Annotated in this window: 13 protein-coding genes, 1 pseudogene and 1 riboswitch; of the genes and pseudogenes, 8 read left to right on the top strand and 6 right to left on the bottom strand. The window is 38.9% G+C overall.

Features of this window, described 5'->3' with window-relative positions; all coding sequences use genetic code 11:
- The first annotated feature begins 37 nt into the window (after positions 1-37).
- On the top strand, positions 38-3,097 hold the full coding sequence (gene ebgA, locus ACSU6B_RS09500) for a beta-galactosidase subunit alpha (protein ID WP_410884669.1): 3,060 nt from the start codon (positions 38-40) through the stop codon (positions 3,095-3,097).
- A 96-nt stretch (positions 3,098-3,193) separates the two neighbouring features.
- On the opposite strand, the gene ACSU6B_RS09495 is transcribed toward ebgA, so the two are convergent.
- The gene (locus tag ACSU6B_RS09495) at positions 3,194-4,024 is read right to left on the bottom strand and encodes a metal-dependent hydrolase (RefSeq protein ID WP_410884667.1); all 831 of its coding nucleotides are present in this window, start codon (positions 4,022-4,024) and stop codon (positions 3,194-3,196) included.
- Between the two features lie 367 nt (positions 4,025-4,391).
- Between ACSU6B_RS09495 and ACSU6B_RS09490 the strand changes: the two genes are divergently transcribed.
- Positions 4,392-5,567: an ABC transporter substrate-binding protein gene (locus ACSU6B_RS09490; RefSeq protein WP_179195696.1), complete on the top strand. Its 1,176-nt coding sequence runs from the start codon at positions 4,392-4,394 to the stop codon at positions 5,565-5,567.
- 60 nt (positions 5,568-5,627) lie between these two features.
- Here ACSU6B_RS09490 and ACSU6B_RS09485 read toward each other — a convergent pair whose 3' ends face one another.
- Genes ACSU6B_RS09485 through ACSU6B_RS09475 form a run of 3 tightly spaced genes read right to left on the bottom strand, consistent with a single transcriptional unit; the run spans position 5,628 to position 7,964 of the window.
- Positions 5,628-6,770, bottom strand: a complete 1,143-nt coding sequence (locus tag ACSU6B_RS09485; protein WP_410884665.1) for a glycosyltransferase family 4 protein — start codon at positions 6,768-6,770, stop codon at positions 5,628-5,630.
- Between the two features lie 22 nt (positions 6,771-6,792).
- The gene (locus ACSU6B_RS09480; protein ID WP_410884663.1) at positions 6,793-7,323 is read right to left on the bottom strand and encodes a phosphatase PAP2 family protein; all 531 of its coding nucleotides are present in this window, start codon (positions 7,321-7,323) and stop codon (positions 6,793-6,795) included.
- Between the two features lie 26 nt (positions 7,324-7,349).
- Positions 7,350-7,964, bottom strand: a complete 615-nt coding sequence (locus ACSU6B_RS09475; RefSeq protein WP_214997677.1) for a hypothetical protein — start codon at positions 7,962-7,964, stop codon at positions 7,350-7,352.
- 323 nt (positions 7,965-8,287) lie between these two features.
- On the opposite strand from ACSU6B_RS09475, the gene ACSU6B_RS09470 reads away from it, so the two are divergent.
- The 6 genes from ACSU6B_RS09470 (at position 8,288) to ACSU6B_RS09445 (ending at position 13,917) form a co-directional block, all read left to right on the top strand.
- Positions 8,288-9,178 (top strand): acyl-ACP desaturase, encoded by an 891-nt coding sequence (locus ACSU6B_RS09470; RefSeq protein WP_168245907.1) that lies wholly within the window; start codon positions 8,288-8,290, stop codon positions 9,176-9,178.
- 88 nt (positions 9,179-9,266) lie between these two features.
- Positions 9,267-9,367, top strand: a riboswitch (purine riboswitch).
- Positions 9,368-9,440: 73 nt separating this feature from the next.
- Positions 9,441-10,436 (top strand): adenosine deaminase, encoded by a 996-nt coding sequence (gene add, locus ACSU6B_RS09465; RefSeq protein WP_410884660.1) that lies wholly within the window; start codon positions 9,441-9,443, stop codon positions 10,434-10,436.
- Between the two features lie 164 nt (positions 10,437-10,600).
- Positions 10,601-11,014 carry a hypothetical protein gene (locus tag ACSU6B_RS09460; RefSeq protein WP_410884658.1) on the top strand — a complete coding sequence of 138 codons (414 nt, stop codon included), beginning with the start codon at positions 10,601-10,603 and terminating at the stop codon, positions 11,012-11,014.
- A gap of 1 nt (position 11,015) precedes the next feature.
- Positions 11,016-11,702, top strand: coding sequence for a PspA/IM30 family protein (locus ACSU6B_RS09455; protein WP_410884656.1), 687 nt, complete (start codon positions 11,016-11,018; stop codon positions 11,700-11,702).
- A 147-nt stretch (positions 11,703-11,849) separates the two neighbouring features.
- Positions 11,850-12,521, top strand: coding sequence for a response regulator transcription factor (locus tag ACSU6B_RS09450; RefSeq protein ID WP_410884654.1), 672 nt, complete (start codon positions 11,850-11,852; stop codon positions 12,519-12,521).
- Between the two features lie 97 nt (positions 12,522-12,618).
- Entirely contained in the window at positions 12,619-13,917 is a 1,299-nt protein-coding gene (locus ACSU6B_RS09445; protein WP_410884652.1) for a sensor histidine kinase, read from the top strand.
- A 34-nt stretch (positions 13,918-13,951) separates the two neighbouring features.
- Here the strand turns inward: ACSU6B_RS09445 and ACSU6B_RS09440 are convergent.
- Both ACSU6B_RS09440 and ACSU6B_RS09435 read right to left on the bottom strand, forming a co-directional pair.
- Positions 13,952-14,044 (bottom strand): annotated as a pseudogene (locus ACSU6B_RS09440) (HAD hydrolase family protein); the annotation flags it as partial.
- 198 nt (positions 14,045-14,242) lie between these two features.
- On the bottom strand, positions 14,243-15,208 hold the full coding sequence (locus ACSU6B_RS09435) for a LacI family DNA-binding transcriptional regulator (RefSeq protein WP_410884650.1): 966 nt from the start codon (positions 15,206-15,208) through the stop codon (positions 14,243-14,245).
- Positions 15,209-15,687 lie beyond the last annotated feature (479 nt).

Here is a 15,687-nt window from a genome sequence, read left to right as displayed (position 1 = left end):
TTTTGTAATAAAAACATATTAACGATTGAGAGGTTAAATGATGAAAAAACTAAAAAGATGGGAAGACATCCATACAGATGGCATAAACCGTTTAAGTGCCCGTGCTCACTTTATCAGCTATCCTTCACTTAGTGCGGCTGAAACACATGATGTGGCCAATAGTCGCTACTATCAAAACCTTAACGGAATATGGAAATTTGTATTCCTCGAAGCTCCCGAATATTGGCCGGATGGCTTTTATGATGACGATTTGGATACGAAAGTTTGGGACGAAATTGCTGTTCCTGGCAACTGGCAAATGCAAGGCTACGGGAAGATGCATTATTCTGATCTGTGGTACAATTTTCCGATTATTCCGCCCCGTGTCCCAACCGAAAACCCAACGGGCATTTATCGTCGAGAGTTTGAGTTCGATCGGAATTTGGATGATGAACAATTAATCCTTCGTTTTAATGGTGTCGATTCTGCCTTCGAATTGTATGTAAATGGAGAATTCTCTGGGTTTAGTAAGGGAGCTCGGATTCAATCAGAATTTGATATTACGAAACTATGCAGACAAGGTGCAAACACCATGACTGTCCGCGTCTTCCAGTGGTCAGATGGGACCTATCTTGAAGACCAGGATATGTGGTGGCTGAGCGGGATCTTCCGTGATGTTGAACTATATACTCGGCCGGTTTCTGGCGTATATGACTTTACCGTAACGACAGAGCTTGATAGAGAATGGAAGGATGCGACCTTAACTGTTTTGGTTGAGCTGACGGAACAGTGTAACCAAATCATTACCTATGAATTAATTGATCCAGAAGGCAAGCCAGTTTTTATCGAGGAAAAAAAGGTAAACGAGCCTTTAAGCAAGTATATAGTGTCACCTTTAAAATGGAGTGCAGAGCAGCCCTATTTATACAACCTCTATATGACAGTAATGGAAGATGGAAAAATTATTGAGGTGGTACATCAGCATGTAGGATTCCGCTCGATAGTCATGGCCGAGGATAGATTCCTCGTAAATGGTGTGGCCATTAAGTTCAAGGGCGTGAATCGTCATGACTACAACCCGAGGACAGGCCGAGTGGTGACGAGAGAGGAAATTGAGCGCGACATCAAGACAATGAAGCAAAACAATATCAACGCCATCCGTACGGCTCATTATCCGAATGCCCCATACCTTTATGATCTTTGTGATCAATACGGGATGTATGTGATTGATGAAACGGATTTAGAATGTCACGGCTTTGAATTGACAGGAAAGTATGATTGGATCAGTAATGATTCAGACTGGGAAACGGCATATGTTTCAAGGCTTGAGCGGATGATTGAGCGTGATAAAAACCATCCTTGTATTATCATGTGGTCGCTAGGGAATGAGTCTGGATTTGGTGATAATTTCCGAGCTATGGCCAAGCGAGCAAAGGAAATGGATCCAACGCGCCTTGTTCATTATGAGGGAGATTTTGAAGCAGAGGTGACCGATGTATACAGCACGATGTATACATGGCTTGAACATAAGGAAAGAAGGACAATGAATCAGGTTATTGAAAAGTCTAAAAAACCCCATATTCTTTGTGAATATGCCCATGCTATGGGGAATGGGCCTGGAAATCTCAAAGAATATCAGGACTTATTTTATCAGTATGATAAACTCCAAGGCGGATTCGTTTGGGAATGGTTTGACCACGGAATTGAAGCTGTTGCAGAGGATGGTACAGTTTACTATCAGTACGGCGGTGATTTTGGTGATGACCCGACGAATGGAAACTTCTGTATCGATGGATTAATCATGCCGGATGGTTCACTTTCCCCAAGTCTATATGAGTATAAAAAAGTGATTGAACCAGTTCAAACAGAATGTATTGATATCGAGAAGGGCCTTTTCCGTCTGATGAATCGATATGATTTCTTATCATTAGCTCATTTGGATTTAACATGTTCGTTATTTGAGGATGATCGATTGGTTGATTCCTTTGATGTAAAGCTTCCAAAACTAGCTGGGCGTGAAATAGCAGAGATTCATTTGCTGCCAGTTGGACAGGACATAGAAAAAGTTAGTGGAGCCCATTACTATTTTGTATTTTCATATAAATTAAATCAGGATACACCTTGGGCACCGAAAGGACATGAATTAGCGAACGCTTCCTTTGTGCTCCCAGGAAAGCCAAAATCACTAAAAGCTCACGGTGATGGCGAGCTCCTCATTAAAAAAGAGGGAGCGCTACTAAACGTTAGTGGCACTGATTTTACCATCACGTTCGATTGCGTCAAAGGAACACTAAAACAAGTTACCCGAAATGGGAAAATCCAGATTGAAAAGGGTCCGCAGTTCAACCTCTGGCGTGCACCAATTGACAATGATATGTACTTGCTTACTGATTATCGAACAAAATACTTCATGCATCTCGGACATGAAATTGTTGAGGATATCCGCTATGAGTTGAAAGACGGAGTATTCGAATGGGATACAGATGCACTGTACGGTACAACAAACAGTTCTTGGTACTATAAAATAAACTATCAATATAGAGTCTATCCGGATGGTGATATTCTTTGCAGCATAAATGGAATTGCATCCGGTATGAAAGAAAATGCACCGGACATGATTCCGCGTCTCGGTGTGAATATGCGCTTGACTAAAGAGTTTATCGATACTCAGTGGCGCGGCCGAGGACCTGGTGAAAGTTATGTGGATTCGAAGCAAGCAAATCACTTAGGTGTTTACCGTCAAACAGTTGATAAGTTGTTCACAAACTACGTGAAACCGCAAGAAAACGGCAACCGTTCTGATTGTGACTGGGTAAGCATAACAGATCGTCAGTCTAATGGCCTCATTTTCATCGCTAATGACCAATTTGACTTCAGTGCTTCACACTATGAAGTTAGTGACCTAGAACTTGCCAAGCATACGGTCGATTTAAAACCGCGGGACTACATAGTCTTGAATATAGACTACAAACAAAACGGCCTTGGCAGCAATTCCTGCGGGCAGGACCAACTAGAAAAATATCGTTGTAAATTCGAAGACTTTACCCTTTCATTTCGGATTTCTTCCTTCAATACTAAAAATACCACAGCTGTAGTGCTTGGAAGAGAACAGAGCTAAAGGTGTCAGGCACCACCCGTGGACAAATGTCCACGAACGGTGCCTGACACTCTTTTATTTAAAAAGGAGACACCCTCTCTAAGGGTGCCTCGCTAATCATGAGAATTCCTTATTAACTAAAGCTTCTGACCAAAGGTTTTTAACGAACTCTGTTTCTTCTCCATAAGAAAGTGTAATCACGGCTGTTTTTGGATAATCCTTTAATAATTCTTTTAACTCGTTGTCTTTATCAATCATAAAATCAACAACAGGAAAAGCCTTTAATAATTGGGCTAATGATTCAGGAGAGGCAGCTGTTTCATGTGTCGGAAAGGTATGACTGGGAATCACATATTTAACTTTTAATAGGTTTTTTACAGCATAGGCCGCTTCTTTTGGTCCCATTGTAAAATGGCCGCTTGAAGAAAGGATCGCAATTTCCGGCTCATATACATCCTGAATTAACTTTATATCTGACATTAATGCCGTATCACCAGAGTGGTAAAGAGTACAATCGTCATTAAAGTCGAAAATATAGCCTGCTGATTCACCGGCATATACGGGTGGACCTTGGGTTTCACCATAGGAAGAAGTATGTTTTGCCTGTACCATTGTTACATTTACATCCTCAAAGGAAACGGAACCCCCTAAATTAATGGGAAGGACATTTTTAATTCCTTGCTGCAAAAGGATGAGAGCCAGCTCGTATTGTGCCACAATCATAATATCAGGTTTATGTTCAACCAACTTCGTAAGACCGCTTGTATGATCAAAATGGCCGTGGGTTAAAAATACACAATCAATAGATTGGTAGAAATCAGCAGTGTTTAATTGTGGAGGAAAGCCAGGATTTAAATCAAAGAACGGATCAATAAGATACTTTTTCCCAACCTTACTTTTTAGAACGTACATGGCATGGCCAAGCCGTAATATTTTCAGAGCAAACACCCCCATAACCTTCAGAATGAGACTCTCTTTTACCATATTATTTTTTCAAATGAATAATAAGAACCATTATCGGATTATTCATACGTCGATAAAATTTATGTATAATGTTTTGTGAACCACAAAACATTATTTGAATAGCATTTATTGGTGATACGCAAAAGAAAGCGCTACCAAAAACACTATTAATCAAAAAAATCAGAAATATTTAAATAAATCGAATAATATACTAGACGAATCGAAAAAATTGTTTTAAAATAATATTTATCAATTAGTTAAGACAGTAAACAAAAGTATTTTGAATCATAAAAGGCTATCAATCTACGCTTTGTTATGTCAGAAAAATCAGAAAAAGAAAGAGGTCATTATAATGAAGAAAAAATGGGCAAAAATGTTTATGGCTTCCACTTTATTAGCTGGAATACTTGCAGGTTGTTCAGGAGCACCAAAAAGTTCAGGCAGTGACAGTAAAACGATTAAAGTTGGAGTTAACTTAGAGTTATCCGGCGGGGTTGCTTCTTACGGGGAGTCACTTGAGAACGGTATCGATATTGCAGTTGATGAGATTAATAAAGCTGGTGGAGTAAAGGGTAAAAAGCTAGAGATTATTAAAGTGGATAACAAGTCCGAAGCAGCAGAAGCTACAAACGGTGCCATTAAATTAACAAGTCAAGACAAAGTTACAGCCATTATTGGAGCGGCAACTAGTGGTGATACGGTGGCACAGGCTCAAATCGCAAATGATACAAAAACAATTCTTTTAACTCCATCGGGAACAAGTCCAAACGTAACCGTGGGGGATAATGGAAAATTGAACGAATTCGTCTTCCGTACTTCATTTATTGATCCATTCCAAGGGATCGTTGCAGCGAATTTCGCTACGAAGGAATTAAATTTAAAAAATGCAGCTATTTTTGCAGATAGCGCTAGTGATTATGCGAAAGGTTTAGCAGCTTCATTCAAAGAGACATATGAAAAGGCTGGCGGTAAAGTGGTTGCTGAAGAGGCATATGTTGCGAAAGATACTGATTTCCGTGCAACCTTAACTAGAATTAAAGCCAAAAATCCAGAATTCATTTTTATTCCTGGATACTATGAAGAAGTTGGTTTAATCGTGAAACAAGCTCGTGAAATGGGTATCACTGTTCCTTTAATGGGTGCAGACGGCTGGGATTCACCGAAGTTAGTGGAATTAGCTGGAGCTGACGCTTTAAATAATACATTTATCACAAACCATTACACATCTGAAGATCCAGATAAAAATATTCAAAAATTCGTAACGACATACAAAGAAAAGTTCAATGGTGAATCACCTAATGCATTTAATGCTCTTGGCTATGATACAGTTTATCTATTAGCTGATGCGATTGAGCGCGCTGGCGGTACGGATACTACAAAGATTAAAGAAGCATTAGAGAAAACAAAAGATTTGTCTAGGATTACAGGTAAGATCACTATCGATAAAGACCACAATCCAATTAAATCAGCAACTGTTTTAGAATATAAAGACGGTAAGCAAGTGTTTAACACTAAAGTTAATCCGTAAAATTGCGAAAAGTGAAATGGAAGGACGGTCCTTCCATTTCACTTTTTTTATTTAAATTAATCATGCATACTTTTGTCCATTTTGTTCTTCGATTACATTCGTATAATGCCAAGTTAGATTTTCAAATATCCGATCCCATCTCTGTGTTAATGCGTAATCCCTTCCGGCGTTTCCCATCTGTTCTCGCAATCCATCATCCGTTAAAATCTGAATAATGGCATCTCTAAACTCCTGAACATTACCTGGTTTACATAAATCCCCTGTAATCCCTTCTTTAATAATATTCTTAACACCTCCAGACTTTGCTCCTATGACAGGGGTTCCACTCGCAAGGGACTCTAGAACAACATTTCCAAAGGTTTCAGTAGGTGAGGGAAAAACCAATAGATCAGATGCTGAATAGACTTCGGCTAAGCTTTTTCCATATAGGTATCCTGTAAAGGTCATATTAGCTACTGCTTGGGCTTGCAGTTCCTCGCGTAATGGGCCATCACCGACGATTAACCAATGTAATTTTTCATTTATTTCAGCTGGGATTGATTTTGCGACGGCAAATAGTGTTTTGATATCTTTCTCAGGTGCTAATCTGCCAACATAGGTAAGCAGGTATTTTCCTTGTGTACTGTAATGACACTGAACAGCGTTTTTATCATAATAGGGGTGATAAAGCTGGCAATCCACACCTCTAGGCCATAGTTCTAAGTTTGAAAATCCATGGTGCTTAAGCTGTAGGAATGTTTCAGTTGAGGGGACAAAGAGTTTTCTGCATGTTCGATGGAACCAGAGCATGTATTTCCAGTGGATTTTTGAAAGAAAATGAAGGTCATAATAGTGTAAATAATGATTAAAATTGGTGTGATAGGAACCAACAAGGGGAATGTTTAATTTCTTAGAAAAATAAATACCACAAAGGCCGATATTAAAGGGGGTCGCAACATGAATTATATCAGGAGAGAAGTGTTGTAACTCTGACTTGATTTGAAGAAGATTTGGAAAAGCTAAGCGGCATTCAGGGTATAAGAAAAAGGAACTGCTTTTAAAAAGATGAATATTCGTAGAACTATAGTCGCTGGAATTTGAATCGGGTGCAAAAATTTTAAAATCAATATTCTGATCTTCAAAATAGGAAGTCAATCGTTTAAGTGTCCCAGCAACCCCGTTGATGTCCGGATAAAAGGTATCTGTGAAAATAGCAATTTTCATATAATCCCTCCTAATTGAACTCTCAAACACACAATAAATAAAAGAATAGGCTCCCAGAGAGGGTACCTAGAATTCCTCCAGCAATCACATCGGAAGGATAGTGAAGACCTAAGTAAATTCTAGATATGCCTACACATAGCCCTAAAGGGATTAGGACATAAGAAAGTAGAGGTATGAATAAGACAAATGGCGTCACAACTGAAAATATTGCCGTCGTATGCCCTGAAGGAAAAGAATGATCTTGTAATGGGTTAGCAGGAAACTTTGTTTTTTCAATCATTAAATAGGGTCTTTTACGAGGAAATAGCAACTTTGCAAAATGTACAGGTATATGACTTGCTGATAAAGCAAGTGCGCTAGCAATGGCAATCAATCTGATCTCCCTTGGCGAGAGGATTATCAGAAAAAAAGCCGCCGCGATAGTAATTCTTGCTCCACCAAGGTGTGTAACCGTGCGAAAAAAAAGATTTAATAGCTTTTTATCAAAATGGCTGTTTACTTTCTGTAGGACTCTACATTCATAACCATAAAATACATGTAGCATTCTTATCATTGTCTATTCCCCTTTGCATTCAATGCTTATATAATTATTTCAGCACTTCGGATGTCTGTTATTATTATTGGGATTTTCAATGGTTGATAAATTTTTTCGATTATTGTTGCTGCTTCAGGATGATTGGTTCCAATTACGATTAGGTCACCGTGGAAAAAATCTTGGATTGCAGAGCCTTCCCGAAGAAACCCGGAATTGGTGACAACGTTTGCGAGTAGGTTAGGGGGCTTGCTTCTATTAATAATTTGTTGGATAAGATCGTTTGTGCCGACTGGAACTTTGCTTATTGTACAAATGGTTACATCATTTTCGATATAGTGAGCAATCGTGTGTGAAACTACATGGATGTATTTTAGATCCCGTGACCCATCATGTTTTTTTGGTGCTCCGACCGCGATAAAAATGACTTCAGCCTCTGAATAGGCTTGATGATGGCTCACTGTAAAATTCAATTGACCGTTATGGAGATTTTTTTCTAAAAGAGATTCAAGACCAGGCTCAAAAATTGGAGAACGACCATTTTGGAGCATGTCAATTTTCTCTTTCTTAATGTCTATACATGTCACCATATGCCCTAATTCTGCTAAGCAAGCACTTGTGACTAGCCCTGCATATCCTGCTCCAGCAACGGTAATCTTCATCCAATCCCTCCATTTGATATTATTTACTTTATTGTATAAGGGAATAGAGAATTTTTTCTTAAGCTGGTGTTAAAAGAATGTAAAGTAATTGTAAGATTCAGCATCTTCATCATGAATAGAGTGCCTGACACCTGAGAATATTAAAAATCCCTTCAGTTAGATAAATTCAGAATAGTGTGCTACAATTTGGTTGGTAGTAGGTACTAATATCAGATATTAAAATAACTATTTTTCCAGATTTTATAAGTGGTCCTATTTTTGGAATTTGGAAATAGCGCTTGTCAGGAAACCTAAATAAATTTTTACAACAACGGGGGATTATGATGTTAACGAATGATTTGGACTTTAGGTTAGAGCCTAAACTTATTGATTTATATGAAGAACATAAAAAACGGTCTGAAAAAATAGATTGGGGTTACCATGATTTCTTACCATGGGATAAGGCTATGGATTTTCGACGTGTTCCATGGGATGAAAGTCAGGTCACACTCCCGCCGTCCATTATTACTGCGGTTGAAACGGCTCTTTTAACCGAAGTAAACCTGCCATGGTTTACCTCTCATCTCGATCAAACGTTTAAGGGTTCTTTAACGGTTATTAAAGATTTTGTCCATACTTGGACTGCGGAAGAAGATCAGCATTCAAACCTGATTGAAACGTATTTATTAATTACACGCAATGTAGATCCGAAGCGACTCCACCAATTACACAAACAAACGGTTGAGAATGGCTGGAATCCTGATTACCATACGCCTTTTGAAACCATGGTTTATACCTCTTTACAAGAACTGGCAACCATGGTTTTTTATAATAATGTTGCCAAAGTAGCTGGTTCGCATGATAAGGATTTAGCTAGTCTGCTTCGCCGACTTGCAAAGGATGAAACGTTGCATTATGCCTTTTACAGGGACGTGATTAAATTTCATCTGCAACTAGAACCCAATTACTGTTATCATTTAGGACATGTTATTAAGAATTTTCAAATGCCTGGAACAGTAATGCCTGATTTTGAAGATCGCATGGCCATTATAGCGAAAGAAGCAAACTACGGCCCTTTGGAATATTTTGATCAAGTTTTAGATGTGATTGTTGATTATTGGGAGTTGGAAAAATTAAGACCGATTGCACCAGAAGCAGAAAAAGCAAGACTGGACATTCTAAATTATCACGCCCGGTTGAAAAGAGTAAGAGATCGTTTTTATAAAAATAAATAAGTTGCTTCCGAATAGAAAGGGAAATATTGCCGGTTTAATCGAAACTTAAACACTTGACAATAAAAATAAGATTTATTATTCTTGAGCAATAGTAATTTAATAAAAATTTCGTATAACTCCAATGATATGGTTTGGAGGTCTCTACCAGGAACCTATAAATTCCTGATTACGAAGAAGATACATGGATGTGTATTTTCTTCGTAATCAGGAATTTTTTTTTTCACTTTTTTACCAAACAAAAATTAGAAGGGAAAGATCCAACATGAATTTCGCAACCTTACCCAAAATTGAACTTCACTGCCATTTAGATGGGAGTCTAAGACCTGAAACAATCATTGATATCGCAAAGAGAGAGAGTATCAGTTTACCCTCTATGAAAATAGACGAGATAAAAGGAGAGCTCATTGCTCCATTAGATTGCAAATCCCTGGATGAATATTTAGAGAAATTTTCTATTCCTAATTTAGTTATGCAGTCAGCGGAAAATCTTAGAAGGATTTCCTTTGAACTTTTTGAGGATGCGGCCCGGGAAAATGTGAAATACATGGAAGTAAGATTTGCGCCACTCCTTCATACAGCAGGGGGATTAGACCTTGAAGTTATTATCCAAAGCGTCTTAGCTGGAATGAAGGATGCTGAAAAGCAATTTGATATAAAGGGCAACTTGATTCTTTCCTGTATGAGAACGATGTCTGCGGACCGTGCCTTTGAGGTCGTTGAGAAGGGGAAGAAATTCCTTGGAGAGGGTGTAGTGGCCATCGATTTATGCGCATCGGAAGAGGAAGGGTTTTGTGGGAAATTCGTAGAACCGATCGCCTTAGCTAGAGAATATGGTTATAGAGTTACGATCCATGCGGGTGAAACAGGCATAGGGAAGAATGTATTAGAGGCGGTTGAACTTTTAGGTGCAGAGAGAATTGGACACGGCGTATTCATAAAGGATTGTGCTGAAGCATACAACATTGTGAAGGAAAAACATGTCGTCCTTGAAATGTGCCCAACAAGTAATGTGCAAACAAAAGCAGTGAACCAGTTTAGTGAACATCCAATCTATCAGTTTCATAAGGATGGTATCAAGGTAACAGTTAATACGGACAACCGGACCGTCTCAGATACTACAATGGCGAATGAATGTAACATCGTATTTAAAGAATTCAATATAAGTGAAGATGACTATAAGCAAATTTACCGTAATAGTGTCGAAGCAAGCTTTGCCGCTTCCGAAACAAAGGATATGCTAAAAAAATTTATGCCCTGAAAAAAAAGTAGAATGAAAGGTGTCAGGCACCATGTGAATTTTTCACATGGTGCCTGACACCTTTTCTATTTTTTGAGAAATTTTAAATAACGTGACAGGCTTTCACCAAGTTTTCACTATTCTCTATTAGACTTCAGGTATCAAGTAGAAAGGAGGAAAGAGAGATGAATACGAAAGTGAGAAAAGGTATTTTCTGGGGTATGGGAATCGCCGTCATGATTTTGGTGGTCAATGTACTCCACTATTTATTTAGCGGTCATAGTCATAGTAGTTATGAGAATAGACCGCACGGATATGGCCCTGGACCTGGAGGGGCCATGGGACAACAAGGTAGCTTTGGTTCTCACCAGCTTATGAACGGACCGCACCACGGCGGAGGGGTTCCTTGGCTCGGCCTTCTAATTGGACTAGCTGTTGTGGTTCTCTTAGTGAGATGGTTTAGAAAGAAGGAAAAGGTCTCATCGATGAAACAATTTATTAACACACCAGTGGGTTCACATATACCGGTAATAAATCAAAATGCAAGTATTTTAGATACATGGGAAAAAAATTTAACCAATAAAAAGGAGAATGTGTAAAATGGGTATTTTTAAAAGAGTGAAGACGATAACGATGGCAGAAATCAATGGGTTACTAGATGGAATCGAGGATCCAATTGCGATGTTAAATGAATATTCACGAGAAATGGAGCAAGAAATTCTAAAAGGCCAGAAAGCCTTGTCTCGTCAAATTTTTGTGGAGAATAAACAAGCTGCTCTCATTTTGGAAACCGAAGGATTGGTAGCAAAGCGTGCGCGTCAAGCGAAACTAGCGATTGAACAGAGTGAGGATGGAATCGCGAAGTTAGCGGTGCAAGAGAAACTAGTCCATGAAAAGCAGCTAGACCTTTACAAGCAACAATATGAAGCGGTTAAAGCCCAAACTCAAATACTTATCGAAAAATTAAATGAGCTGAAAGAGACCTATAATCAAATGCAGCATAAGAAAATCCTTTTAGCATCCCGCGCGAATGTGGCGCAGTCGATGAAGCAGATTCAAAATGCAACAGTGTCCTTCCGAACGGACAACATTACAAGAGGTGTGGCCCGTGCGGAGGAACGGATTTTAATGATGGAAGCAGAGGTACAAGCTGGCCAGCAGTTTTCCGCACCGTTAGCCCAGTATGATGCAGCGTACAGCAACTTTGTAAACGAGGAAGAATTGAATAAGGAACTTGAAAAGCTAAAAAATGAAAAAGTACTGCAATTAGAAGAAATCGTAAAATAGGACGAGAAAGGAGCACCCATGATTTATGGTGCTTCTTTTTTATATCATTATCTTTTCTTAAGCAAACTTTAAGATTGCGATGCTAGATTTGTGTTACTAGAGATGAATAGATACATCTAAAAATCTATCTCAAAAGGGGTTCATACCATGAATATATTATTAGCAGAAGATGATATACGTCTCGGAGAGCTGATTGTTTATATGCTTAAAAAGAAGGGCGGATACCAGGTTGAGTGGGTAGTAGACGGAGAAGATGCCTACTATTACGCCACCTCTGCCCACTACGATGTAGTAATCATGGACTGGATGATGCCAAATGGGACGGGTGTAGAAATTTGCAGCCGATTGCGTAAACAGGGTTATTCGGGTGCAATTCTGATGTTAACCGCAAAAGATACCGTTGGTGACCGAATCGAGGGATTAGATTCTGGTGCGGATGATTACCTTGTCAAACCATTCGAAATTGACGAACTTTTAGCTCGGCTGCGTGCACTTTCCCGCCGGAATTATGCACCAATTTTGGAGGACGAGATCCAAATTCATGGATTGGTTCTGAATCGGAAGAGCCATATTGTACGTTTAGATCGAGAGGAAATTCAACTAAGCCCTCGTGAATTTCAGTTATTAGATTTAATGGTGAAAAATAAGGGACAGGTCCTGCCGCGTGAGGTAATTCTTGAGCGAATCTGGGGCTTTTCAGAGGTAGCCCCTAAAACCATAGATGCGACAGTCAAATTAATCCGAAAGAAACTCCAATCTTTCGGAAAACAAAATCTGCTTCAAAGCATCAGAGGGGTAGGGTATAAGTTTGGTAACTAAATTTAGCTCATTCATACAGACATTCACAAACCTAGGTGAAAAAGATATTTTTAAGAGCACACAAGGCCGATTAACACGCATGTATGGTGGACTGCTCATGCTCTTTCTAATCTTTTTTATTGCGATCGTTTATATCGTCCTGCACGTTGTTATCCTAAACAACCAGGAACGAGAACTTCAATCATTAGTGAATCAGGAAGCAAATTTTATTGAGAGTTATTTATTAAAAAATGAACAGAATGATCTCCAAGGAATGGATGACCAAGAGTTGTTGTTTGCTGGAGTCAATCAGTTCTTTTATTATATGGTTAATTCTAAGGGAGAAATCATCATGGGGAATGAATCGGATCCCCGCTTGCGCTCTGATTTACTGCAGCTAATAAATGGAAGATTTCAAAACGAAAGAGAAATTCGAAAGGAAACACTGCATGATGAAGGAAATTCAAACGGAAGGGGAATGAAGGGGGGCTTTCATCCGCGTGAGGCACCTAAAGATATTCGTCTAATAATTACAAGTCGAGCCATTTACGACAAAGGTCAATTCATTGGGCAGTTGTATGTGGGAAAAGACATTACATTTACGTATCAGTTATTCCACTCTCTATTGCTGATTCTGATAGCAATAGGCAGCTTGTTTTTGGGTATCGCCATCTATATGAGTGTGGTTATGTCACAAAAAGCGATGATTCCGATTAGCGGGGCATTTACAAGGCAGCGCGAATTCGTGGCAGATGCCTCACATGAATTACGAACACCATTGAGTGTCTTGCTCTCCTCAATCGATGCGGTGGAAATGACAATCGAACCACAACAGAGAGACATGGTAGAGAAAATACTTTCGAATATGAGGCAAGAAGTGAGGCGGATGACACATTTGGTGAACGATCTATTAACCTTAGCCCGTTCCGACTCAAATACAATCCAACTTAGTCTAGAGACCTTTGACTTCCGTCCTCAGGCAGAAACTGCAATTGAGTCCGTCCGTCCTCTGGCAGTTTCCAAGCAAATCACATTCCAATTGAATACACTGGGTTCGCTGATTACAGTCGGTGATCCGCAAAGACTATCACAGCTATTATATATACTTTTAGACAATGCGATAAAATACACCCCGCAGGGCGGTGAGGTTAAGCTCTCCCTATCAATAGTAGGACAACAGCTTTGTATCTCTGTTCAGGACACAGGAATCGGAATTAGGCCAGAGGATTATCAGCGTATTTTCGAACGTTTTTACAGGTCTGATAAATCTCGTTCCCGGCAAATGGGAGGGCATGGTTTGGGACTTTCTATCGCCAAGTGGATCGTTGACACACATAAAGGGACCATTAAAGTTACGAGTGAACTCGGCAAAGGGAGTACATTTATGATTTATATTCCACTTGTTTTTAAAGCTTAGATTTGATTAGAACTGTCGTTGTGATCATTTTCGGTACACGAACGGCCTTCTTTGTAGAATCCAGAATCACTTTATCCTCGTCAAGCAGCGTACCGTCAATATCAAAAAACACAATAGGCTTTGTCATTTTCTACCCCTCCGTTAAACACAACACGGTCGTTACGCTCAGAGGATTCCGATCACGCCGGCATCGTGTTGTGAGTTCCTGCAAAAACAGAATATTTTATGAAACGCGTTTCAGGTCAAGTGGTTTGTAAAAAAAATTCTGTTTTAGCAGTTCCTTTAATGTAAGAATTCGAAGGGAGAGGACAAGTGATACTTGAGATTATACTGTTTTTCGCTCAATTAATTTCACGGGAATTTCATTTTGTGCAATCTCTTCATTTTTGATGATTCCTTGTAAAAATAGTTTCCGGCCCATATCCTCAAGGGGGATTTCAATTGTGGTGATATTCATCATTTTAGCAATGGGCTGATTATTGAAACCAATTAGTGCGAGGTCGTCTGGTATCCTAACATCTAAATTTTTCGCACAAGTTAAAATCCCTGCTGCGACCTCATCGCTCGTCACTAGCAATGCTGTCGGAGGATTAGACATTTGTTTAATCCGATTTACTACCTTTTCTCCATCCTCAAAGTGAAGACATTTCTCAAAAATATAAGCTGGGTTAAAAGGCAAATGATAGTTCTTGATAAAATGCTTATACGCTAATTCCCTGTTTCTACTATTCGTACCTGATTTACGTCCAATGCAGTAACCAATTTTGTGATGACCTTTTTGATGCAAGTAATCTAAAGCAAACATGAAACTTTTATAATGATCCACAAATATCGAAGATACTTTTTCGCCTCTAGTATCTTCACACAAAACAATGGGTCCAAAAGGTAAATATGCTTCGATTGTCGACCACGCACACTTTCTAGAACAAATAATTAGCGCATCAATCTGCTTTTGTTTGAGCATTTGCAGGGCTTCTAATTCCCTGGTCTCCACGTAATTGGTCTGAAATAAAACCAACTTGTAGTTGTTTTGTAACGCTTCATTCGCTATCCCTTTAATTAATAGTGCGAAGTAAGGGTGATCGATAAAAGGAACAACGACACCAACAAGAAAGGTTTTCCCCATACTTAAATGGACGGCATTCATGTTTTGTTGGTAATTACTCTGTTTAATCGCTTCTAATACGGCACCCCTTTTTTCTTCACTTACATAAGGATGATTATTTAACACTCGAGAAACAGTTGTTACAGATACACCTGCCATCTTCGCCACATCTTTAATGTTTGTCATACAAGTACCTTCCTTAGCGGTGCGTGACACCATTGCATTCCCGCGTTTTTCAGTTAATCTTTGCATAATTGTTTCATTGTAACTTTATCCTAAAAATAAAAATAATATATTTGTTTGTAGAATACTAGTTGACTTTATTAATATACAATAGTAATATAGTAAATCTGATGAGGGCATTGCGAAAGAGGATATGATATCTCTTAAAAAAATAAATCCTTCACCAGTTGACAAAAATGATATTGATTGATATGATAGTAACCTCGCTGATTCAAATAATATTATATAAAAATAATGTTTGACTTTATTGAGGCGAGATGATACAATGTTATTCTGTCACAAAATAGTTCTTTGAAAACTAAACAAAGCAGAAACGTCAATAAAATTTTTATTAGTGAATCTTTCGTAAGAAAGTTCACTTTAGCCAACGTAACAAAATGAGCGAATCAACTTTCTTGGAGAGTTTGATCCTGGCTCAGGAC

This window comes from Neobacillus sp. C211 (assembly GCF_051842875.1).
GTDB lineage: Bacteria > Bacillota > Bacilli > Bacillales > Cytobacillaceae > Neobacillus.
The sequence above is the reverse complement of the archived record's forward strand: the minus strand, read 5'-3'. Positions and strand labels throughout refer to the sequence as shown.

Coding starts and splice junctions, on each gene's coding strand:
- ebgA (WP_410884669.1), top strand. CDS start 38: ATGATGAAAAAACTAAAAAGATGGGAAGACATCCATACAGATGGCATA.
- ACSU6B_RS09490 (WP_179195696.1), top strand. CDS start 4,392: ATGAAGAAAAAATGGGCAAAAATGTTTATGGCTTCCACTTTATTAGCT.
- ACSU6B_RS09485 (WP_410884665.1), bottom strand. CDS start 6,770: ATGAAAATTGCTATTTTCACAGATACCTTTTATCCGGACATCAACGGG.
- ACSU6B_RS09480 (WP_410884663.1), bottom strand. CDS start 7,323: ATGATAAGAATGCTACATGTATTTTATGGTTATGAATGTAGAGTCCTA.
- ACSU6B_RS09475 (WP_214997677.1), bottom strand. CDS start 7,964: ATGAAGATTACCGTTGCTGGAGCAGGATATGCAGGGCTAGTCACAAGT.
- ACSU6B_RS09470 (WP_168245907.1), top strand. CDS start 8,288: ATGTTAACGAATGATTTGGACTTTAGGTTAGAGCCTAAACTTATTGAT.
- add (WP_410884660.1), top strand. CDS start 9,441: ATGAATTTCGCAACCTTACCCAAAATTGAACTTCACTGCCATTTAGAT.
- ACSU6B_RS09460 (WP_410884658.1), top strand. CDS start 10,601: ATGAATACGAAAGTGAGAAAAGGTATTTTCTGGGGTATGGGAATCGCC.
- ACSU6B_RS09455 (WP_410884656.1), top strand. CDS start 11,016: ATGGGTATTTTTAAAAGAGTGAAGACGATAACGATGGCAGAAATCAAT.
- ACSU6B_RS09450 (WP_410884654.1), top strand. CDS start 11,850: ATGAATATATTATTAGCAGAAGATGATATACGTCTCGGAGAGCTGATT.
- ACSU6B_RS09445 (WP_410884652.1), top strand. CDS start 12,619: ATGCTCTTTCTAATCTTTTTTATTGCGATCGTTTATATCGTCCTGCAC.
- ACSU6B_RS09435 (WP_410884650.1), bottom strand. CDS start 15,208: ATGACAAACATTAAAGATGTGGCGAAGATGGCAGGTGTATCTGTAACA.